Genomic DNA, 19,808 nt, shown 5'->3' with positions numbered 1-19,808 from the left:
ATGCCTCGCAGCCTGAAGAAGGGCCCCTTCGTCGACGGCCACCTCCTCAAGAAGGTGGACGCCGAGAACGAGAAGGGCACCCATAACGTCATCAAGACCTGGTCGCGCCGCTCGATGATCCTGCCGTCCTTCATCGGACACACGATCGCGGTGCACGACGGTCGCAAGCACGTCCCGGTGTTCGTGTCCGACTCCATGGTCGGTCACAAGCTGGGCGAGTTCGCTCCGACCCGCACGTACAAGGGTCACGTCAAGGAAGACCGGAAGGGGAAGCGTCGATGACCGCCACCGAGCGCGTTAAGACCAGCGACCGCCGCCAGTCGCTCCTCGGCGACGAGGTCGGCGCCTTCTCGGTCGCCCGCTACCAGCGCATCACGCCGATGAAGGCTCGCCGGGTCGTCGACCTGGTCCGCGGCCTGCCCGTCGACGAGGCGCTGTCCCTGCTGGCGTTCGCGCCGCAGGCGGCCTCCGAGACCGTCTACAAGGTGCTGGAGAGCGCCATCGCCAACGCCGAGACCACTGAGGGTCTCGACCGCGGCACGCTGGTCATCTCCGTCGCCCGTGTCGACGAGGGTCCGACCATGAAGCGCTGGCGCCCCCGTGCCCAGGGCCGTGCGACGCGGATCAACAAGCGCACCAGCCACATCACCCTCGCCGTTCAGCCGGCTGAGGTCGTGGCGGCCAAGAAGGGTGGCAAGTAATGGGTCAGAAGATCAACCCGAACGGCTTCCGCCTCGGCATCTCGACGGACCACAAGTCCCGTTGGTACGCCGACAAGCTCTACAAGTCGTACGTCGGCGAGGACGTCGCCATCCGCAAGCTGCTCTCCAAGGGCATGGAGCGGGCCGGCATCTCCAAGGTCGAGATCGAGCGCACCCGTGACCGCGTCCGTGTGGACATCCACACCGCGCGTCCCGGCATCGTGATCGGTCGCCGTGGCGCCGAGGCCGACCGCATCCGCGGCGAGCTCGAGAAGCTCACCGGCAAGCAGGTCCAGCTGAACATCCTCGAGGTCAAGAACCCCGAGGTCGACGCTCAGCTGGTCGCCCAGGGTGTCGCCGAGCAGCTCAGCGGTCGCGTGCAGTTCCGTCGCGCCATGCGCAAGGCCATGCAGACCACGATGCGCTCGGGTGCCAAGGGCATCCGGATCCAGTGCTCCGGTCGACTCAACGGCGCCGAGATGTCGCGCACCGAGTTCTACCGCGAGGGCCGCGTTCCGCTGCACACCCTGCGTGCCGACATCGACTATGGCTTCTACGAGGCCCGTACGACCTTCGGCCGCATCGGCGTGAAGGTCTGGATCTACAAGGGCGAGGTCGCCGGCACCCGTGCCGAGCGTCAGGCTCAGCAGGCTGCGCGCGCCGGTGTCCCCGGCCGCAGCGGCCGGCCGAGCCGCGGCGGTGACCGTCCGAACCGTGGCGGCTCCCGCCCGGCTCGCGGCGAGCGCTCCGAGGCCCCTGCCACCGAGGCTCCGGCTGCTGAGGCTGCCGCTGCCGAGACGACCAGCCAGGAGGCCTGACCGTCATGCTGATGCCCCGTCGCGTCAAGCACCGCAAGCAGCACCACCCGAAGCGCTCCGGCGCTGCCAAGGGCGGCACGTCGCTCGCCTTCGGTGACTTCGGTATCCAGGCGCTCGAGGGTCACTACGTGACCAACCGACAGATCGAGTCGGCTCGTATCGCCATGACCCGTCACATCAAGCGTGGCGGCAAGGTCTGGATCAACATCTACCCGGACCGCCCCCTCACGAAGAAGCCGGCCGAGACCCGCATGGGTTCCGGTAAGGGCTCCCCGGAGTGGTGGGTCGCCAACGTCAAGCCCGGCCGTGTCATGTTCGAGCTCTCCGGTGTTCCGGAGGACGTGGCCCGCGAGGCGATGCGCCGCGCGATCCACAAGCTCCCCATGAAGTGCCGTTTCATCACGCGAGAGGCAGGTGAGTTCTGATGGCGAACGAGCTGAAGGCTCACGAGCTCGACGAGCTCACGGCTTCCGATCTGGAGGCCAAGCTCCGCGAGGCCAAGGAGGAGCTGTTCAACCTCCGCTTCCAGGCGGCCACCGGCCAGCTGGAGAGCCACGGCCGTCTCCGTACGGTCAAGAAGGACATCGCCCGGATCTACACGGTCCTCCGCGAGCGCGAGCTCGGGATCCGTACGGCGCCGGGTGCTAGCAACGAGGATGGTGCCGCATGAGCGAGCAGACTGCTGAGCAGCGCAACGACCGTAAGGTCCGCGAGGGTCTGGTCGTCAGCGACAAGATGGAGAAGACCGTCGTGGTCGAGGTCGAGGACCGCGTGAAGCACGCGCTCTACGGCAAGGTCATGCGACGCAGCTCCAAGCTGAAGGCCCACGACGAGAACAACGAGGCCGGCATCGGCGACCGCGTTCTGGTCATGGAGACCCGGCCGCTGTCGAAGACGAAGCGCTGGCGCGTCGTCGAGATTCTCGAAAAGGCCAAGTGATCTGCGCCGTACGGCGGCCCCGCAGTGGGCCGCCGTACGGCCTTGTCACGGCGTCGCCTCGCGGTGACGCCAAATTGACCAACGGGTGAGTGCCCGAGGATCATTGATCCTCGGGCCATCGCCCACCAATCCACATCAGTTCGGCCAGGCTCATCTGCCATGTCTGCGGATGAGAACCAGCTCGACAAGGAGAAACAATGATCCAGCAGGAGTCGCGACTCAAGGTCGCCGACAACACGGGTGCGAAGGAGATCCTCTGCATCCGCGTACTCGGTGGCTCTGGGCGTCGCTACGCCGGCATCGGTGACACCATCGTCGCCACCGTGAAGGACGCGATCCCGGGCGGCAACGTCAAGAAGGGTGACGTCGTGAAGGCTGTCATCGTTCGCACCGTCAAGGAGCGTCGTCGTCCCGACGGCTCTTACATCAAGTTCGACGAGAACGCCGCTGTCATTCTGAAGAACGACGGCGAGCCCCGTGGAACCCGCATCTTCGGCCCCGTGGGCCGCGAGCTGCGCGAGAAGAAGTTCATGAAGATCATCTCGCTGGCTCCGGAGGTGCTGTGATGGCTAAGGGTCTGAAGGTCAAGAAGGGCGACACCGTCAAGGTGATCGCCGGCAAGGACAAGGGCGCCGAGGGCAAGATCATCGCCGTCTTCATCGAGGACGAGCGAGTCGTCGTCGAGGGCGTCAACCGCATCAAGAAGCACACCAAGGTCCAGGACCAGGGCGGTCGCGCCGGCACCACCGGCGGCATCATCACCACCGAGGCCCCGATCCACGTGTCCAACGTGATGCTTCTCGAGGACGGCAAGCCGGTCCGTACGGGCTCGAAGCGCGTCGCCGTCACCAAGCGTCGCCCCGACGGCTCCACGTACGCCGCCGAGCGCAGCGTCCGCGTGTCGCGCAAGACCGGGAAGGAGATCTGAGATGAGCGAGTCCACCATCGTGCGCTCCACCCCGCGTCTCAAGACGAAGTACCGCGAGGAGATCGCTCCCGCGCTGAAGGACCAGTTCGAGATCGCGAACGTCATGCAGGTCCCCGGTCTGACCAAGATCGTGGTCAACATGGGTGTCGGCGAGGCCGCGCGCGACTCGAAGCTGATCGAGGGCGCCATCAAGGACCTCACCGCGATCACGGGTCAGAAGCCGCTCGTCAACAAGGCGAAGAAGTCGATCGCCCAGTTCAAGCTGCGTGAGGGCATGCCGATCGGCGCCCACGTCACGCTGCGTGGCGACCGGATGTGGGAGTTCCTCGACCGCCTCCTGGCGACCGCCCTCCCGCGCATCCGCGACTTCCGTGGTCTGAACGGCAACCAGTTCGACGGCCGTGGCAACTACACCTTCGGTCTCACGGAGCAGGTCATGTTCCACGAGATCGACCAGGACAAGATCGACCGTCCGCGGGGTATGGACATCACCCTCGTGACCACGGCCACCAACGACGACCAGGGTCGCGCGCTGCTCAAGGCGCTCGGCTTCCCGTTCAAGGAGAACTGACATGGCGAAGACCGCGCTCAAGGTCAAGGCCGAGCGTAAGCCGAAGTTCGCTGTCCGCGGTTACACCCGCTGCCAGCGCTGCGGCCGCCCGAAGGCTGTGTTCCGCAAGTTCGGCCTGTGCCGTATCTGCCTGCGTGAGATGGCCCACCGCGGCGAGCTCCCCGGCGTGACCAAGTCCTCCTGGTGACCTCTCACCACTAACCGTTGAAGGTCGCGTTCCCAGCGAGGGGCGCGAAACCGCTTCGAGAAAGAACACACATCATGACGATGACTGACCCGATCGCAGACATGCTTACTCGTCTGCGCAACGCCAACCAGGCGTACCACGACGCGGTGTCCATGCCTTACAGCAAGCTGAAGCAGGGCGTCGCCGAGATCCTCAAGCAGGAGGGCTACATCACCTCGTTCGAGGTCGCTGAGCCCGCCGAGGGCGAGGTCGGCAAGACGCTGACCATCACCCTGAAGTACGGCCGCAACCGTGAGCGCTCGATCGCCGGCGTCCGCCGGATCAGCAAGCCCGGTCTGCGCGTCTACGCCAAGCACACCGGCCTGCCGAAGGTGCTCGGCGGCCTGGGCGTCGCGATCATCTCGACGAGCCAGGGTCTGCTGACCGACCGCCAGGCGAACCAGAAGGGCGTGGGCGGCGAAGTCCTCGCCTACGTCTGGTGACCTGAGACCGAGATAGGAGAAACAAAGCATGTCGCGCATTGGCAAGCTCCCCGTCGCGGTCCCGGCTGGCGTCGACGTACAGCTCGACGGTCCGGTTGTGACCGTCAAGGGCCCCAAGGGCACGCTGTCGCACACCGTTGCCGAGCCGATCACCGTGGAGAAGGGTGAGGGCGTCCTGGACGTCAACCGCCCCGACGACGAGCGCAAGAGCAAGGCCCTTCACGGCCTGACCCGCACGCTGGTCAACAACATGGTCATCGGCGTCACCGAGGGCTACGAGAAGAAGCTCGAGATCGTGGGTGTCGGTTACCGAGTCATCCCGAAGAGCCCCACCGAGCTGGAGTTCCAGCTGGGCTACTCCCACCCGATCACGTTCAAGGCGCCCGAGGGCATCACCTTCAGCGTTGAGAACGCCACCAAGTTCGGTGTCGCGGGCATCGACAAGCAGCTCGTCGGCGAGGTCGCCGCGAACATCCGCAAGCTGCGCAAGCCTGAGCCGTACAAGGGCAAGGGCGTTCGTTACGCCGGCGAGAACGTCCGCCGCAAGGTCGGAAAGGCTGGTAAGTGATGGCCATCTCGCTGTCGAACAACAAGCACACCGCTGCCAAGGTCAAGGCGCGTCTCAAGCGCCAGGTCCGCGGTCGGAAGAAGATCTCCGGTACGGCAGAGAAGCCGCGCCTGGTTGTCACCAAGTCGGCCAAGCACCTCAGCGTGCAGGTCGTCGACGACCAGGTCGGCAAGACCATCGCGTACGCCTCCACCATGGAGGCGGACCTGCGTGCCGCGGCGGGCGACAAGACCGCCAAGGCCAAGCAGGTCGGCGAGCTGGTCGCATCCCGCGCCAAGGCCGCGGGCATCGAGGCGGTCGTCTTCGACCGTGCCGGAAACAAGTACACGGGTCGCATCGCGGCGCTGGCTGACGCCGCGCGCGAGTCCGGCCTGTCCTTCTGATCGCAAGAGCAGAGAGAGTAGAGGAAAGTCTCATGAGCGGAGCCCAGCGCGGACAGCGTGGTGGCGAGCGCCGTGGGGGCCGCGACGACCGTCGCGGCAACCAGGGTGCCGAGAAGACCGCCTACATCGAGCGCGTCGTTGCGATCAACCGTGTCGCGAAGGTCGTGAAGGGTGGTCGTCGCTTCAGCTTCACCGCCCTCGTGATCGTCGGTGACGGTGAGGGTCTGGTCGGCGTCGGCTACGGCAAGGCGAAGGAAGTTCCCGCGGCGATCGCCAAGGGTGTCGAGGAGGCGAAGAAGGCATTCTTCCGCGTTCCCCGCATCCAGGGCACGATCCCGCACCCGGTCCAGGGTGAGAAGGCGGCTGGCGTCGTTCTTCTTCGTCCGGCCGCTCCCGGTACCGGTGTTATCGCCGGTGGTCCGGTGCGCGCCGTCCTGGAGTGCGCGGGCATCCACGACGTCCTGAGCAAGTCGCTCGGTTCGTCGAATCAGATCAACATCGTCCACGCGACGGTGGAGGCCCTCAAGATGCTCGAGCAGCCCGAGGCCGTTGCGGCTCGTCGTGGTCTGCCCGTCGAGCACGTCGCCCCGGCCGCGCTGCTCAAGGCGCGCGCTGAGGCCACGGCGGCTCCGGCCGCGGCGGAGGTGTCGGCCTGATGGCTCAGCTGAAGGTCACCCAGAACAAGGGCCTCGTGGGCCTGAAGAAGAACCAGCGCGAGACCCTGCGCACGCTCGGTCTCAAGCGGATCAACGACGTGGTCGTCAAGGAGGACCGCCCCGAGATCCGCGGCATGGTCAACACCGTCCGTCACCTTGTGACGGTCGAGGAGGTCGACTGACATGACGCTCAAGCTGCACGAACTGCGTCCCGCCAAGGGTGCCAAGAAGGCCAAGATCCGCGTTGGTCGTGGTGAGGGCTCGAAGGGTAAGACGGCCGGCCGTGGTACCAAGGGAACCAAGGCCCGTTACCAGGTTCCGGTCGCCTTCGAGGGTGGCCAGATGCCGATCCACATGCGGCTCCCGAAGCTCAAGGGCTTCCGGAACCCGTTCAAGATCGAGTTCCAGGTCGTCAACCTCGACAAGCTCTCCGAGCTGTTCCCCGAGGGTGGCACCGTCACTCCCGAGAACCTCGTCGCCAAGGGTGCGGTTCGCAAGAACCAGCCGGTGAAGGTTCTCGGCCAGGGCGACCTGACCGTCAAGGTCGAGGTCACCGCGAACGCGTTCTCGACCTCCGCCAAGGAGAAGATCGAGGCCGCCGGCGGAACCGTCACGGTTCTCTGAGGTACTGATTCCTAACGCGAGCGCGGCCGGGGTCTGTCATACGACAGCCCCTGCCGCGCTCGAGTTGTCATGAGGCCTGTTAGGCTCTGCGGGGTTTTCCGCGGCGTGCCTGCAGAGGGCCCCCTAGCTGGTTGTCGAAAGAGGAACTACTCGTGCTTGGCGCGTTCGTAAACGCATTCCGCACCCCGGACCTGCGTCGCAAGCTGTTCTACGTCCTGTTGGTCATCGTGATCTTCCGGGCCGGCTCGCAGATCCCCGCTCCGGGCGTCAACGTCCACAACGTGCGTGAGTGCATCGACCTGACGAAGTCGGGCTCCGGCGCCGGGCTCTACAACCTGGTGAACCTGTTCTCCGGCGGCGCGCTGCTGCGGTTGACGATCTTCGCGCTCGGCATCATGCCGTACATCACCGCGAGCATCATCCTGCAGCTGCTAGTGGTCGTGATCCCGCGGCTGGAGGCCCTCAAGAACGAGGGCCAGGCCGGGCAGACCAAGATCACCCAGTACACCCGCTACCTCACCCTCGGCCTCGCGCTGCTCCAGGCGACCGGCATCGTGGCGCTCGCCCGGTCCGGCAACCTGCTGAACGGCTGCTCGCAGCCGCTGCTGCACTCGAACGGCACCAAGACGTTCCTCGTCATGGTCGTCACCATGACCGCCGGCACCGCCGTGATCATGTGGCTCGGCGAGCTCATCACCGAGCGCGGCATCGGCAACGGCATGTCGATCCTCATCTTCACCCAGGTCGTCGCGACCTTCCCGACCACGCTGTGGTCGGTGCGCCAGCAGCACGGCTGGTACACCTTCGGCTTCGTCATGATCATCGGTCTGGCGATCATGGCCGCGGTCATCTTCATCGAGCAGGCGCAGCGCCGTATCCCGGTGCAGTACGCCCGCCGGATGGTCGGACGCCGGATGTTCGGCGGCTCCTCGACCTACATCCCGCTCAAGGTCAACCAGGCCGGCGTCATCCCGGTCATCTTCGCCAGCTCGCTGCTGTACCTGCCGGCCATGGCCGCCCAGTTCAACCAGAACAGCTCGTCGCGCTGGGTCACCTGGATCGACACGTACTTCGTGAAGGGCGACCACCCGGCGTACATGATCGCGTACTTCCTGCTCATCGTCTTCTTCACCTACTTCTACGTCTCGATCACCTTCAACCCGACTGAGGTGGCCGACAACATGAAGAAGTACGGCGGCTTCATCCCCGGGATCCGGGCGGGCAAGCCGACCGAGGACTACCTGTCCTACGTCCTGTCCCGCATCACGCTGCCCGGTGCTCTCTACCTGGGTCTGATCGCGCTCATCCCGCTCATCGCGCTCGCGCTGATCGGCGCCAGCCAGAACTTCCCGTTCGGTGGCACCTCCATCCTGATCATGGTGGGTGTCGCGCTGGACACGGTGAAGCAGATCGAGAGCCAGCTCCAGCAGCGCAACTACGAAGGATTCCTCCGCTGATGAGGCTGCTGATCATGGGCCCGCCGGGTGCGGGCAAGGGCACCCAGGCCAAGTTCATCGCCGACCACTTCTCCATCCCGGCGATCTCCACCGGCGACATCTTCCGCGCGAACGTCTCGCAAGGGACCCCGCTCGGTGTCGAGGCCAAGCGCTACATGGACGCCGGCGAGTACGTGCCCGACGAGGTCACGAACCGGATGGTGAGCAACCGGATCGTCGAGTCCGACGCCGAGCATGGCTTCCTGCTCGACGGCTACCCGCGCACCCTCGCGCAGGTGGAGGAGCTCGACGGGATGATCAAGCAGACCGGCCACCAGCTCGACGCCGTCGTGGTGCTCACGGTCGACTCCGAGGAGATCGTGCAGCGCCTGCTGCAGCGCGCCGAGATCGAGGGCCGCGCCGACGACACCGAGGACGTCATCCGTCGCCGCCAGGAGGTCTACGCCGAGCAGACCCACCCGCTGATCGAGGTCTACAAGGCACGTGGCCTGGTCCACGAGGTCGATGGTCTCGGCGAGGTCGACGACGTCACCAAGCGGATCTTCGCCTCGCTGTCCGAGACCAGCGAGAGCTGAGTCCGTTGGGCCTGCTGGACCGGGGCGTCGAGATCAAGACGCCCGAGCAGATCGTCGCCATGCGCCGCGCCGGTCTCGTCGTCGGTGAGACGCTCGAGGTCCTGCGCGCCGCGGTGCGCGTCGGCATCTCGACCGGAGAGCTCGACGCGATCGCCGAGGACTCCATCCGCACCAAGGGCGCGACACCGTCCTTCAAGGGCTACCACGGCTTCCCGGGCTCGATCTGCGCGTCGGTCAACGACGAGGTCGTGCACGGGATCCCCGGAGAGCGCGTGCTCGCCGAGGGCGACGTCATCTCGATCGACTGCGGCGCCATCGTCGACGGCTGGCACGGTGATTCCGCCATCAGCGTCGCGGTCGGCACGGTCGCTCCGGAGGTCACCAAGCTGATGGAGGTCACCGAGGGCGCCATGTGGCGCGGCATCGCCGCTGCCCGTCTCGGCGGCCGGGTCACCGACATCTCGCACGCGGTCGAGGGCTTCGTGAAGCGCAACGGCCGTTACGGGATCCTCGAGGACTACGTCGGCCACGGCATCGGCTCGCAGATGCACCAGCCGCCGAACGTCCCGAACTTCGGCAAGGCCGGCAAGGGCCCCAAGATCGTCGAGGGCCTCGCCCTGGCGATCGAGCCGATGATCACGCTCGGCACCAAGGAGACCAACGTCCTCGAGGACGACTGGACCGTCATCACGACGGACAGCTCCTGGGCCGCGCACTTCGAGCACACCATGACCGTCACCAAGAACGGTGTCTGGGTGCTGACCGCCCTCGACGGCGGCGAGCAGATGCTCGGCTCCCTGGGCGTCCCCTTCGGCGCCATCTGAGCTCCGTACGGAACAAGCGCACCCCGGGTCCACGTTGACCCTGGGTGCGCTTGTCTGTTCTCGACCTCGTCCCTGTCCGCACCGACCAGTCGTCCTCCGACGCGCTCGCCGCGACCCTGCGGCTCGCCCGTACGGCCGACGAGCTCGGCTACACCCGCTACTGGCTGGCCGAGCACCACAACATGCCGGCGGTCGGCTCGACCAACCCGCCGGTGCTGATCGCGCTCGTCGCCGGCGTGACCAGCCGGATCCGCGTCGGCAGCGGGGGAGTGATGCTGCCCAATCACGCCCCGCTGGTCGTCGCCGAGCAGTTCGCGCTGCTCGAGGCCGCGTTCCCGGAGCGGATCGATCTGGGCCTGGGCCGCGCGCCGGGCACCGACCCGGTCACCTCCTGGGCGCTGCGCCACGGTGGACCGGTCGAGCAGGACGCGGCCCAGCACTTCCCCGAGTACGTCGACAACATCCGCGCCATGCTCAGCCGCGACGGCGTCGCGCTGGCCGTGAGCGGTCGCAGCCATGAGCTGCGCGCCACGCCCGCGGCCCGGACCGAGCCGGTCGTGTGGCTGCTCGGCTCCTCGGACTTCTCCGCCCAGCTCGCCGCCGCCCAGGGCCTGCCGTACGTCTTCGCGCACCACTTCTCCGGATCGGGCACCGCGGAGGCGCTGGAGCTCTACCGCTCGCAGTTCCGGCCCTCGGAGGATCTGGCCGAGCCGCAGACGTTCCTGACGGTCAACGCCGCGGTCGCCGAGACCGAGGAGGAGGCCGTCCGCCTGGCCCGTCCGCAGCTGCTGAGCATGATCGCCCTGCGCACCGGCCAGCCGCTCGGTCCGCTCCGCACGGTCGAGGAGGCCGCTGCGGTGGAGATCCCCGGCCAGCACCGGCTCCTGGGCGAGTCGATGCAGCGTCGCTGGGTGATCGGCACGCCGGCGCAGGCCGCCGCCCAAATCCAGGAGCTCGCCACGACGTACGGCGTCGACGAGGTGATGGTCAACCCGATCAGCAGTGCCGTCGCCGGCACCGACCCGGCGACCTCCCCGGCGCGCGAGGAGACCTTGCGCCTCCTCGCCTCCGCCATCTGGTAGGGACGTCGATTGGGCGATCGGTTGCGCAGCGGCCTAGACTGATGTGTCGGCCCAACGTGGGTCTGTCTCGTCGTGTCCAACGGCTGCCCTCATCTGATGGGGGGAATCGGGCGCGGCGAGCGGGTCACGAGGTCCACTCGACACCGTCGAGAGGTTCCCGGGCCACACGGTAGAAGAACGATCCCACCAACAGATTGCAGAGGGCATGCCGAAGAAAGAAGGCGTGATCGAGCTCGAGGGCACCATCACGGAGGCCCTGCCTAACGCCATGTTCCGCGTCGAGCTGAGCAATGGCCACAAGGTTCTCGCCCACATCAGCGGCAAGATGCGACAGCACTACATCCGGATCCTCCCCGAGGACCGTGTGGTGGTGGAGCTCTCCCCCTACGACCTGACCCGCGGTCGGATCGTCTACCGGTACAAGTAGGCGACTGAGCGAGGTCGAGTGCGAGCTTGCTCGTACTGGCCGAGCGAGGGAGCCGTGTGCGCAGAGCGCACGTCCCAGCCGGAACGATCAGAAAGGGCTGACATGAAGGTCAACCCGAGCGTCAAGCCGATCTGTGACAAGTGCAAGGTGATTCGTCGCCACGGCCGCGTCATGGTGATCTGCGAGAACCCGCGCCACAAGCAGCGGCAGGGCTGAGCACAGGGCTTCGGCCCTGGCTCGCTCGCAACACAACTGAATCTCATCGACGTACTAGGACCCGACGCGAGTCGGGATCCGAATCACCTTCGGACCAGAGGCCGGAGCCCGGGGCGCCACCCCGAGACGTACGTCGACCGACACCTCTGGCGATAACAGAGAAGGAACACCATGGCACGCCTCGTTGGTGTCGACCTTCCGCGCGAGAAGCGCGTGGAGATCGCCCTTACGTACATCTACGGCATCGGCCGTACCACCTCCAAGGAGCTCCTGGCCGCGACCGGTGTTGATGGCAACACCCGCGTCCACGCGCTTTCCGAGGAAGAGCTGGTCAAGCTTCAGCGCGAGATCGAGGGTCGCAACCTCACGATCGAGGGTGACCTCCGTCGTGAAGTTCAGGCCGACATCCGCCGCAAGATCGAGATCGGCAGCTATCAGGGTCGCCGTCACCGCATGGGCCTTCCGGTCCGCGGCCAGCGCACCAAGACCAACGCTCGTACCCGCAAGGGTCCGAAGCGCACCGTCGCCGGCAAGAAGAAGGCCAAGTGATCTGACGTCCTCAGGACGTTGATCACAGAGCTTTCTTCAAGCAGATCTCATAGACCAGCCAACACAGGAGTTAATGCATGCCTCCGAAGAGCCGTCAGGCTGCGGCGAAGACCAAGATCCGCCGCAAGGAGAAGAAGAACGTCGCTCAGGGCGAGGCCCACATCAAGAGCACGTTCAACAACACGATCGTCACGATCACGGACCCCACGGGTGCCGTCATCTCGTGGGCGTCGGCCGGCACCGTCGGCTTCAAGGGTTCGCGTAAGTCGACCCCGTTCGCCGCTCAGATGGCCGCTGAGGCCGCTGGTCGTCGTGCGATGGACCACGGCATGAAGAAGATCGACGTCTTCGTGAAGGGTCCGGGTTCGGGCCGCGAGACCGCGATCCGTTCGCTGGGTGCCATCGGCCTCGAGGTCGGCACTATCCAGGACGTCACGCCGACCCCGCACAACGGCTGCCGCCCGCCCAAGCGCCGCCGCGTTTGATCCCTACCGAGACTGAAAAAGGAGACTGAGACATGGCCCGTTACACCGGCCCCATGAGCAAGAAGTCCCGCCGTCTCGGCGTGGACCTCGTCGGTGGCGACGCAGCTTTCGAGAAGCGTCCCTACCCGCCCGGCCAGCACGGCCGCGCCCGCATCAAGGAGAGCGAGTACCGCTCGCAGCTCCAGGAGAAGCAGAAGGCTCGCTACTCCTACGGCATCCTCGAGAAGCAGTTCGCCAACTACTACGCCGAGGCCAAGCGCCGCGACGGCAAGACCGGTGACAACCTGCTCGCGCTGCTCGAGGGTCGCCTCGACAACGTGGTCTACCGCGCCGGCTTCGCCCGTACGCGTCGTCACGCCCGCCAGCTCGTGGTCCACGGCCACTTCCTGGTCAACGGCAAGAAGGTCAACATCCCCTCCTACCAGGTCGAGGCGCACGACGTCATCGACGTGCGGGAGAAGTCGTGGGAGATGACCCCGTTCCTCGTGGCTCGCGAGACCCACGGCGAGCGCGTCGTTCCGGCGTGGCTCGAGGCTTTCCCGAACCGCATGCGGATCCTCGTGCACTCGCTTCCCGTCCGGGCGCAGATCGACATCCCGGTCCAGGAGCAGCTCATCGTCGAGTACTACTCGAAGCTCTGATGTACCTCGCCGCCGTCCCGGATAGTCTTGTCCGGGGCGGCGGCAACTCCACTTCCGTCACCCTTTGAAGTTCGGGCCTGTCAAATAGCGGGTAGGTCCGGGAAGGAAAGAATCAGTGCTTATCGCACAGCGCCCCACCCTGTCGGAAGAGACCGTCGACGAGTTCCGCTCGCGCTTCGTGATCGAGCCCCTCGAGCCGGGCTTCGGTTACACGCTGGGCAACTCCCTTCGTCGTACCCTCCTCTCCTCGATCCCGGGTGCCGCCGTCACCAGCATCAAGATCGACGGCGTGCTCCACGAGTTCTCCACCATCGAGGGAGTCAAGGAGGATGTCACCGAGATCATCCTCAACCTCAAGGGCCTGGTCGTCTCCTCGGAGCACGACGAGCCCGTCACCATGTACCTGCGCAAGTCGGGTGCCGGTGACGTCACCGCGGCGGACATCGCGCCGCCGGCCGGTGTCGAGGTGCACAACCCCGACCTGAAGCTCGCCACCCTCTCGGACAAGGGCAAGCTCGACCTCGAGCTGGTCGTCGAGCGTGGCCGCGGCTACGTCTCCGCGGTCCAGAACAAGGGCGCCGACAACGAGATCGGCCGCATCCCGGTCGACTCGATCTACAGCCCCGTGCTGAAGGTGTCGTACAAGGTCGAGGCCACCCGAGTCGAGCAGCGCACCGACTTCGACAAGCTGGTCATCGACGTCGAGACCAAGCCGTCGATCCGTCCGTCGGACGCCGTCGCGTCGGCCGGTAAGACCCTCGTCGAGCTCTTCGGCCTCGCCCGTGAGCTCAACGTCGAGGCCGAGGGCATCGACATCGGCCCCTCGCCGGTGGACGAGGCGCTCGCCGCCGACCTGGCCCTGCCGGTCGAGGACCTGCAGCTCACGGTCCGCTCGTACAACTGCCTCAAGCGCGAGGGCATCCACACCGTGGGTGAGCTCATCAGCCGCTCGGAGCAGGACCTGCTCGACATCCGCAACTTCGGTGCCAAGTCGATCGACGAGGTCAAGGCGAAGCTGCACGAGATGGGCCTGTCCCTCAAGGACAGCGCTCCGGGCTTCGACCCGTCCGCCGCCCTCGCCGCCTACGGCGACGATGACGACGACGCGTTCGTCGAGGACGAGCAGTACTGATCTTTCGATCACCAGCCTGATCCCGGGGCGGCGACCGCCGCCCCGGGCAACAAATCCGGGGATCTCCCCGGTCGACCCGGTACCTGACACGGCCGGATACGAAAGGAAGGCGTCATGCCTACTCCGAAGAAGGGCGCCCGCCTCGGCGGTAGCCCGGCCCACCAGAAGCTGATCCTCTCGAACCTGGCCACGGCCCTGTTCGAGCACGGTCGCATCACCACCACCGAGGCGAAGGCTCGCACCCTTCGTCCGCTGGCGGAGAAGCTGATCACCAAGGCGAAGAAGGGTGACATCCACAACCGTCGCGAGGTCCTCAAGACCGTCCGCGACAAGGGTGTCGTCCACGTCCTCTTCACCGAGATCGCCCCGACCTTCTCGGAGCGTCCCGGTGGTTACACCCGCATCACGAAGATCGGCCCCCGCAAGGGTGACAACGCGCCGATGGCCGTGATCGAGCTGGTGACCGAGGCGTACAACCCGAAGCCGGCCACCAAGAAGGCCGCTCCGGCCAAGGCCGAGGCCCCCCAGGCCGAGGCTCCGGTCGAGGAGACCCCGGCGGACGCCGTCGAGGAGCTCGAGGCCGTTGACGGCGCCGAGGCTGCCGCGATCGCTGACGAGGCGACCCCGGAGGCTGCCGCTGAGGCCGCCGCCGAGGAGACGCCCGAGGCCTGACGCGCCCGAGGCGTACGAACTTGTTCGTGACGCCGAGGAACGGAAGGCGCGTCGCGAAGCGACGCCGGTCTGAGCGATCCTGATCGCCTGCGAGGCCCGTCACCCACTGGGTGGCGGGCCTCGTGTCATGTGCGGCGCAACGGTCTCGGGGTCTCAACGAGCCCACAACGTCGCCGTAACAATCGATCTTTACCTTCTGTGCATGCCAGAACGCGTGCAGAAGATCGCCGGGGCCGTCGCCGAGCTGACCAAGGAGAAGCTGGGCAGCGTCAGCCGGGTCGCGGCGGCGACCAAGATGCTGGCGCTCAACGCCAAGATCGAGGCCGCGCGCGCCGGGGAGGCCGGCCGCGGCTTCGGGGTCGTCGCGCAAGAGGTCTCCAGCGTCGCCTCGACCGTCCAGGATCTCTCCGCGCAGCTCGACGCCGAGCTCGCGCCGCTGGTGGCCGAGCTCGAGCAGCTCGGTGAGCAGCTGGTCTGGCACGTGCGCGGCACCCGGCTCTCCGACCTCGCATTGCACGTGATCGACCTGATCGACCGCAACCTGTACGAGCGCTCCTGCGACGTGCGCTGGTGGGCGACCGACTCGGCGGTGGTCGAGGCCTGTGCCGAACCGACCCCGGAGACCACCGCGTACGCGAGCGAGCGTCTCGCCACGATCCTCGGCTCCTACACCGTCTACCTCGACCTGTGGATCGCAGACCGGCACGGTCGGGTGATCGCCAGCGGCCGTCCGGAGGCCTACCCCGGCGTGCTCGGCGCCGACGTGTCGGGTGAGCCCTGGTTCCGGGACGCGATCGCGACCTCCGACGGCACCGAGTTCGCCGTCGTCGACGTCGCCACCAACCAGCGGCTGCGTGGCGCCACGGTGGCGACCTACTCCACGGCGGTGCGCAAGGCAGGACGCGAGGACGGCGAGGTGATCGGCGCCCTCGGCATCTTCTTCGACTTCGCCCCGCAGGCCCACGGCATCGTCACGTCGATGGACCTGACCCCCGAGGACGCCGCCCGGACGAGGGTGATGCTCGTCGACCACCGTCTCACCGTGATCGCCGCCTCCGACGGCGCCGGTCTGCTCACCGAGCGCATCGACCTGCGCCGCGACGGCGGACGCGAGCGCGGCGTCTTCCAGCGACCCGGGGGAGCGATGGTGGGCTACGCCCTCACACTGGGCTACGAGACCTACGCGGGGCTGGGCTGGTACGGCGTGATCGAGCAGCGGCCGCCGGCATCTGCCTGACCCCAGAGGCGCAGAAGCCCTCCCGCGCCGAGCGTGGGAGGGCTTCTGCGCGCTACCGGCCGATCGTCAGACGGTCGGCGCCGTGGTGGGCGCCGGCGACGGCGTCGGAGTGGTCGGCGGGGTCGGCTTCGGGAAGGCTGCCTGGAAGGCGGCCTTCAGCTCGTCGTCGTTGGTCGCGGCCTTGACGGCGTCGATCAGCGTCTCGAGCCTGGTCTGCTGCGCCTGCAGGGAGGGCAGCACGGCGGCCTCCCAGCCCTGCGGGTCGGCCGCGGCCTGGTCGCTGAGGTAGCCGATCAGACGGGTGAGCCGATCGTCGGCCCGGGTCAGCTTCGCCACGATGGCGGCCTGGCGATCCGCGAACGACCAGGCGTGGTGGCGGTGACCGCCGTAGTGCTTGTGGAACCAGCGGTGGTTGAAGCTCGGGCCGAGGTTGAAGCGGCCCTCGCCGTCACCGTGGTGGCGCGAGAAGCCGGCGAACTGGTGGTAGGCCTGCGCGGCGCTGAACGGCCCGGAGGCCGGGGCCGAGTGGTGGCCCCCGAAGCCGTCGCGGTGCGCGCCGTGTGCGTCGGCCGCGACGGCCGAGCCGCCGACGAGTGCGGCGCCGGCCAGGGTGGTGCCGAGAACGCGAGTGAACTTGTTCATGTGCTGTCTCCCAAGATCGAGACGGTGCAGGACCGGGCCTCGCCCGGTCCTGCCTGGCACTCGGGCCTGTCGCGAGATGGCCGGGGCGTTACAGGCATGCCGCGAAAAGAGGAGGAACGCCAACCCCTGGAGTAGGGGCTCGATGCCCTGTGATCCATCAGATGGTGGGGGGATGGGAGGATCGGGGCGTGCGGATCCGGATCGACCTGTCGTACGACGGGACCAGCTTCCATGGCTGGGCCCTCCAGCCGGACCTCCGCACCGTGCAGGGTGAGGTGCACCGGGCGCTCGCGATGGCGTTGCGCCTCGACGAGGTCTGGGTGACCTGCGCGGGCCGTACGGACACCGGGGTGCACGCCCGCGGTCAGGTGATCCACCTCGATCTCGACGAGGCCGTCTTCCTCAAGGCGGCCGGCCGCGCGGCCGCCACCCCTGAGGCAGCGCTGGTGCGCAAGCTCAACGGCATCCTGGATGCGGACGTACGGGTGCATGCGGTGCGCGTGGCGCCCGAGGCGTTCGATGCCCGCTTCTCCGCGCTCTGGCGTCGCTACGCCTACCGGGTCGCGGACGGCCCGGCGGCGTACGACCCCCTCACCCGCAACCACGTGCTGCACTGGCCGCGCCCACTCGACCTGGCCGTGATGAACACCGCCGCGGCCGACCTGATCGGGCTCAACGACTACACCAGCTTCTGCAAGCACCGGGAGGGCGCCACCAGCATCCGCCGCATCGAGCGGCTGACGTGGGAGCGCGACGACGTCGGGATCGCCACCATGACGGTGCTCGCCGACGCGTTCTGCCACTCGATGGTGCGCTCGCTGGTGGGATGCCTGATCGCGATCGGCGAGGGGCGCAAGGACGTCACCTGGGCCGGCGAGATGCTGGCCAAGGCCATCCGCTCCTCCGACATCCACATCGCCTCACCGCGCGGCCTCACGCTCGAGGAGGTCGGCTACCCCAGCGATGACGAGCTCGAGGGCAGGCTGCTGATCACCCGCAACCGACGACAGGAGAGCGAGCTCTCGTGAGCACTGAGCACGATTCCGGGGCGGACGAGACCGAGACCCCGGGGGAGCACTACTTCTCCGCGGATCCGAGCGTCCCCTTCGAGCGGATCCCGGTCGAGACCGAGGTGTGGGACACCGAGCTGCGGCTGACCAGCGGCTCCGGTGTCTTCGCCAAGGGCCGTCTCGACGTCGGCACCGCGATCCTCTTCCGGGAGACCGAGCCGCCGTCCCCCGGGCGCATCCTCGACCTGGGCTGTGGCTACGGGATCATCGGGCTGGCGATCGCGAAGGTCGTCCTCGACGCCGAGATCACTGCTGTGGACGTCAACGAGCGTGCCGTGCTGCTGGCCAACGAGAACGCCGAGAGGCTCGCGGTCGCCGACCGCTACCGGGCCGCTACGCCCGGCCAGATCGACCCTGCGGACACGTACGACGAGATCTGGAGCAACCCGCCGATCCGGATCGGCAAGGAGGCACTGCACGAGCTGCTGCTGACCTGGCTGCCGCGACTGCGACCCGAGGGGCGCGCCGTGATGGTCGTCGGCAAGAACCTCGGCGCCGACAGCCTCCAGCGCTGGCTGGGGGAGCAGGGCTACCCGACCACTCGGATCGCCTCGGCGAAGGGCTTCCGGGTGCTGGAGACGCGGCGTCAGGCGCGAAGCGCCTAGACCGACACGTTGCTGCGGTCGAGCGCCACCGGGAGCCGGTCGAGGCCGTAGACGATCGACAGGTCGCGGAAGCCGAGCTCGCCCGGGTCGTCGGTCGCCATCGCGAGGTTGGGGAAGCGACGCGAGAGGGCGGTCAGCGCCGCGCGCATCTCCATCCGCGCCAGCTCCGCGCCCACGCAGCGGTGCATGCCGTGGCCGAAGGCCAGGTGCGAGGTCGCGCGGTTGCGCAGGTCGAAGTCCTCGGGGGCGGGCATCGCCTCGGGGTCGCGGTTGGCCCCCGACAGCGAGACGACCACGACGGAGCCCTTGGCGACGTGGGTGCCGAAGAGGTCGTGGTCCTCGCGGGCGAAGCGCGGGAAGGCGATCTGGACCGGGCACAGGTAGCGCAGCAGCTCGTCGATGATGCTGTTGACCGCGTCGGCGTCCCCGGTGCGGAGCAGCTCGTACATCTCGGGGCGCTGGAGCAGGACGTAGGTGCCCATCGAGAGCATCGCCGCCGAGGTCTCGTAGCCGCCGATGAACGCGCCGTCGGCCAGGCCGCCGAGCTCCAGGTCGCTGAACTCGTCGCCACGGGTGCGGATGATCTCGCCGATCAGCCCGTCGCCGGGGTGGGTGCGCTGGCGGCGGACCTGGTCGATGAGGAACGTACGGGTGCCGGCGGTGGCGCCGAACGCCCCGACGCCGCCCTCGCTGATGTCGAAGCGGGCCGCGCCCAGGGCGTGGAACTCGTCGCGGACATCGGTCGGCAGGCCGAGCAGCTCGCAGATGACCTGGAAGGGCACCTCGAAGCCGAAGGAGTCGGCGAGGTCGACCACCGCGTCGGGTCCGGTGCCGCCGGCGGCCATCCGGTCCAGGGCCTCCTCGACGATCCGGTCGATCGGCTCCTGCAGGCGCTGCAGGCGGCGCATGGTGAACTCCGGCGTCAGCAGACCCCGCAGCCGGGTGTGGTCGGGCGCGTCGGTGAAGCCGAGGCCACCGATCTCGTCGGCCTCGCTGCGCGGCTTGCTGCCGAGCAGGTGACGCATGTCGTTGGAGTACGCGCTCGAGTCGGCGAGCACCTTCTTGGCCGCCGCGTACGAGGTCACCAGGAAGATGTCGAGGCCGAGTACGTTGCCCAGCAGCGTCACCGGGCCCTGCTCCCGGGCCTCGGCGAGCGCGGGCACGGGGTCGGCGCCCTCACGCCGCAGCGGGTAGGTGATGTGCTCGGGCACCTTGCGCAGGGTCGTGATGTCGGGCATCACCGAGCTCTTGCCACGCATCGCCCAGCGCAAGGCCAGCTTGCGGACCCGTTCCTTGATCCCCACCGTCACCATGGTGCCAGTCTTCCCTGCCCCACC

Annotated in this window: 32 protein-coding genes; 30 read left to right on the top strand and 2 right to left on the bottom strand. The window is 67.6% G+C overall.

The annotated features are described in order from the left end of the window. The 28 genes from rpsS (at position 1) to KSO98_RS18355 (ending at position 16,154) form a co-directional block, all read left to right on the top strand. The gene (gene rpsS, locus KSO98_RS00505; RefSeq protein ID WP_107700753.1) at positions 1 to 282 is read left to right on the top strand and encodes a 30S ribosomal protein S19; all 282 of its coding nucleotides are present in this window, start codon (positions 1 to 3) and stop codon (positions 280 to 282) included. Beyond that, positions 279 to 701 (top strand): 50S ribosomal protein L22, encoded by a 423-nt coding sequence (rplV, locus tag KSO98_RS00500; protein ID WP_225282807.1) that lies wholly within the window; start codon positions 279 to 281, stop codon positions 699 to 701. The genes rpsS and rplV overlap by 4 nt, the downstream gene beginning before the upstream one ends. Then, entirely contained in the window at positions 701 to 1,519 is an 819-nt protein-coding gene (gene rpsC, locus KSO98_RS00495) for a 30S ribosomal protein S3 (protein ID WP_225282806.1), read from the top strand. Before rplV ends, rpsC begins: the two co-directional genes overlap by 1 nt. Before the next feature lie 5 nt (positions 1,520 to 1,524). After that, positions 1,525 to 1,944 carry a 50S ribosomal protein L16 gene (rplP, locus tag KSO98_RS00490; protein WP_225282805.1) on the top strand — a complete coding sequence of 140 codons (420 nt, stop codon included), beginning with the start codon at positions 1,525 to 1,527 and terminating at the stop codon, positions 1,942 to 1,944. Next, complete coding sequence (gene rpmC, locus KSO98_RS00485; protein ID WP_225282804.1) at positions 1,944 to 2,189, top strand: 50S ribosomal protein L29; 246 nt, start codon at positions 1,944 to 1,946, stop codon at positions 2,187 to 2,189. The genes rplP and rpmC overlap by 1 nt, the downstream gene beginning before the upstream one ends. Continuing rightward, positions 2,186 to 2,458 carry a 30S ribosomal protein S17 gene (gene rpsQ, locus KSO98_RS00480; RefSeq protein WP_225282803.1) on the top strand — a complete coding sequence of 91 codons (273 nt, stop codon included), beginning with the start codon at positions 2,186 to 2,188 and terminating at the stop codon, positions 2,456 to 2,458. Before rpmC ends, rpsQ begins: the two co-directional genes overlap by 4 nt. A gap of 197 nt (positions 2,459 to 2,655) precedes the next feature. Then, positions 2,656 to 3,024, top strand: a complete 369-nt coding sequence (gene rplN, locus KSO98_RS00475) for a 50S ribosomal protein L14 (protein ID WP_225282802.1) — start codon at positions 2,656 to 2,658, stop codon at positions 3,022 to 3,024. Then, positions 3,024 to 3,386, top strand: a complete 363-nt coding sequence (rplX, locus tag KSO98_RS00470; RefSeq protein ID WP_225282801.1) for a 50S ribosomal protein L24 — start codon at positions 3,024 to 3,026, stop codon at positions 3,384 to 3,386. The genes rplN and rplX overlap by 1 nt, the downstream gene beginning before the upstream one ends. A gap of 1 nt (position 3,387) precedes the next feature. After that, on the top strand, positions 3,388 to 3,957 hold the full coding sequence (gene rplE / locus KSO98_RS00465; protein ID WP_225282800.1) for a 50S ribosomal protein L5: 570 nt from the start codon (positions 3,388 to 3,390) through the stop codon (positions 3,955 to 3,957). Between the two features lies 1 nt (position 3,958). Continuing rightward, positions 3,959 to 4,144: a type Z 30S ribosomal protein S14 gene (locus KSO98_RS00460; RefSeq protein ID WP_225282799.1), complete on the top strand. Its 186-nt coding sequence runs from the start codon at positions 3,959 to 3,961 to the stop codon at positions 4,142 to 4,144. A gap of 74 nt (positions 4,145 to 4,218) precedes the next feature. After that, complete coding sequence (gene rpsH, locus KSO98_RS00455; RefSeq protein ID WP_225282798.1) at positions 4,219 to 4,626, top strand: 30S ribosomal protein S8; 408 nt, start codon at positions 4,219 to 4,221, stop codon at positions 4,624 to 4,626. Between the two features lie 28 nt (positions 4,627 to 4,654). Continuing rightward, positions 4,655 to 5,194 (top strand): 50S ribosomal protein L6, encoded by a 540-nt coding sequence (rplF, locus tag KSO98_RS00450; RefSeq protein WP_225282797.1) that lies wholly within the window; start codon positions 4,655 to 4,657, stop codon positions 5,192 to 5,194. Beyond that, the gene (rplR, locus tag KSO98_RS00445; RefSeq protein ID WP_225282796.1) at positions 5,194 to 5,577 is read left to right on the top strand and encodes a 50S ribosomal protein L18; all 384 of its coding nucleotides are present in this window, start codon (positions 5,194 to 5,196) and stop codon (positions 5,575 to 5,577) included. Before rplF ends, rplR begins: the two co-directional genes overlap by 1 nt. A 32-nt stretch (positions 5,578 to 5,609) precedes the next feature. Then, positions 5,610 to 6,233, top strand: coding sequence for a 30S ribosomal protein S5 (gene rpsE / locus KSO98_RS00440; protein ID WP_225282795.1), 624 nt, complete (start codon positions 5,610 to 5,612; stop codon positions 6,231 to 6,233). Beyond that, positions 6,233 to 6,415 (top strand): 50S ribosomal protein L30, encoded by a 183-nt coding sequence (rpmD, locus tag KSO98_RS00435; protein WP_225282794.1) that lies wholly within the window; start codon positions 6,233 to 6,235, stop codon positions 6,413 to 6,415. Before rpsE ends, rpmD begins: the two co-directional genes overlap by 1 nt. A gap of 1 nt (position 6,416) precedes the next feature. Further along, complete coding sequence (rplO, locus tag KSO98_RS00430; RefSeq protein ID WP_225282793.1) at positions 6,417 to 6,857, top strand: 50S ribosomal protein L15; 441 nt, start codon at positions 6,417 to 6,419, stop codon at positions 6,855 to 6,857. Positions 6,858 to 7,009: 152 nt separating this feature from the next. After that, positions 7,010 to 8,314: a preprotein translocase subunit SecY gene (gene secY, locus KSO98_RS00425; protein ID WP_225282792.1), complete on the top strand. Its 1,305-nt coding sequence runs from the start codon at positions 7,010 to 7,012 to the stop codon at positions 8,312 to 8,314. Then, the gene (locus tag KSO98_RS00420) at positions 8,314 to 8,889 is read left to right on the top strand and encodes an adenylate kinase (protein WP_225282791.1); all 576 of its coding nucleotides are present in this window, start codon (positions 8,314 to 8,316) and stop codon (positions 8,887 to 8,889) included. Before secY ends, KSO98_RS00420 begins: the two co-directional genes overlap by 1 nt. A gap of 11 nt (positions 8,890 to 8,900) precedes the next feature. Next, positions 8,901 to 9,713, top strand: coding sequence for a type I methionyl aminopeptidase (gene map / locus KSO98_RS00415; protein ID WP_372457758.1), 813 nt, complete (start codon positions 8,901 to 8,903; stop codon positions 9,711 to 9,713). A 44-nt stretch (positions 9,714 to 9,757) separates the two neighbouring features. Then, a complete protein-coding gene (locus tag KSO98_RS00410; RefSeq protein ID WP_225282789.1) occupies positions 9,758 to 10,795 on the top strand; it encodes an LLM class flavin-dependent oxidoreductase in 1,038 nt (345 codons plus the stop codon). A gap of 205 nt (positions 10,796 to 11,000) precedes the next feature. Further along, on the top strand, positions 11,001 to 11,222 hold the full coding sequence (infA, locus tag KSO98_RS00405; protein ID WP_026145687.1) for a translation initiation factor IF-1: 222 nt from the start codon (positions 11,001 to 11,003) through the stop codon (positions 11,220 to 11,222). A 102-nt stretch (positions 11,223 to 11,324) separates the two neighbouring features. Continuing rightward, complete coding sequence (gene rpmJ, locus KSO98_RS00400; RefSeq protein ID WP_004008316.1) at positions 11,325 to 11,438, top strand: 50S ribosomal protein L36; 114 nt, start codon at positions 11,325 to 11,327, stop codon at positions 11,436 to 11,438. A gap of 171 nt (positions 11,439 to 11,609) precedes the next feature. Beyond that, positions 11,610 to 11,987 carry a 30S ribosomal protein S13 gene (gene rpsM / locus KSO98_RS00395; protein WP_225282788.1) on the top strand — a complete coding sequence of 126 codons (378 nt, stop codon included), beginning with the start codon at positions 11,610 to 11,612 and terminating at the stop codon, positions 11,985 to 11,987. A gap of 77 nt (positions 11,988 to 12,064) precedes the next feature. Continuing rightward, entirely contained in the window at positions 12,065 to 12,472 is a 408-nt protein-coding gene (gene rpsK / locus KSO98_RS00390) for a 30S ribosomal protein S11 (RefSeq protein ID WP_225282787.1), read from the top strand. A 32-nt stretch (positions 12,473 to 12,504) separates the two neighbouring features. Then, on the top strand, positions 12,505 to 13,113 hold the full coding sequence (rpsD, locus tag KSO98_RS00385; protein WP_225282786.1) for a 30S ribosomal protein S4: 609 nt from the start codon (positions 12,505 to 12,507) through the stop codon (positions 13,111 to 13,113). 115 nt (positions 13,114 to 13,228) lie between these two features. Continuing rightward, positions 13,229 to 14,245 (top strand): DNA-directed RNA polymerase subunit alpha, encoded by a 1,017-nt coding sequence (locus KSO98_RS00380; RefSeq protein WP_225282785.1) that lies wholly within the window; start codon positions 13,229 to 13,231, stop codon positions 14,243 to 14,245. A gap of 114 nt (positions 14,246 to 14,359) precedes the next feature. Next, positions 14,360 to 14,917, top strand: coding sequence for a 50S ribosomal protein L17 (rplQ, locus tag KSO98_RS00375; protein WP_225282784.1), 558 nt, complete (start codon positions 14,360 to 14,362; stop codon positions 14,915 to 14,917). 202 nt (positions 14,918 to 15,119) lie between these two features. Then, positions 15,120 to 16,154 carry a methyl-accepting chemotaxis protein gene (locus KSO98_RS18355; protein ID WP_308012717.1) on the top strand — a complete coding sequence of 345 codons (1,035 nt, stop codon included), beginning with the start codon at positions 15,120 to 15,122 and terminating at the stop codon, positions 16,152 to 16,154. A gap of 66 nt (positions 16,155 to 16,220) precedes the next feature. On the opposite strand, the gene KSO98_RS00365 is transcribed toward KSO98_RS18355, so the two are convergent. Beyond that, positions 16,221 to 16,796 carry a hypothetical protein gene (locus KSO98_RS00365; RefSeq protein WP_225282783.1) on the bottom strand — a complete coding sequence of 192 codons (576 nt, stop codon included), beginning with the start codon at positions 16,794 to 16,796 and terminating at the stop codon, positions 16,221 to 16,223. 188 nt (positions 16,797 to 16,984) lie between these two features. On the opposite strand from KSO98_RS00365, the gene truA reads away from it, so the two are divergent. Further along, complete coding sequence (gene truA / locus KSO98_RS00360) at positions 16,985 to 17,824, top strand: tRNA pseudouridine(38-40) synthase TruA (protein WP_225282782.1); 840 nt, start codon at positions 16,985 to 16,987, stop codon at positions 17,822 to 17,824. After that, positions 17,821 to 18,471, top strand: a complete 651-nt coding sequence (locus KSO98_RS00355; RefSeq protein WP_225282781.1) for a class I SAM-dependent methyltransferase — start codon at positions 17,821 to 17,823, stop codon at positions 18,469 to 18,471. Before truA ends, KSO98_RS00355 begins: the two co-directional genes overlap by 4 nt. On the opposite strand, the gene KSO98_RS00350 is transcribed toward KSO98_RS00355, so the two are convergent. Beyond that, the gene (locus KSO98_RS00350) at positions 18,468 to 19,784 is read right to left on the bottom strand and encodes a cytochrome P450 (protein WP_225282780.1); all 1,317 of its coding nucleotides are present in this window, start codon (positions 19,782 to 19,784) and stop codon (positions 18,468 to 18,470) included. The two genes, KSO98_RS00355 and KSO98_RS00350, sit on opposite strands and share 4 nt — an antisense overlap. Positions 19,785 to 19,808: the final 24 nt, after the last annotated feature.

Source organism: Nocardioides nematodiphilus (assembly GCF_020216525.1).
Taxonomy (GTDB): domain Bacteria; phylum Actinomycetota; class Actinomycetes; order Propionibacteriales; family Nocardioidaceae; genus Nocardioides; species Nocardioides nematodiphilus.
The sequence above is the reverse complement of the archived record's forward strand: the minus strand, read 5'-3'. Positions and strand labels throughout refer to the sequence as shown.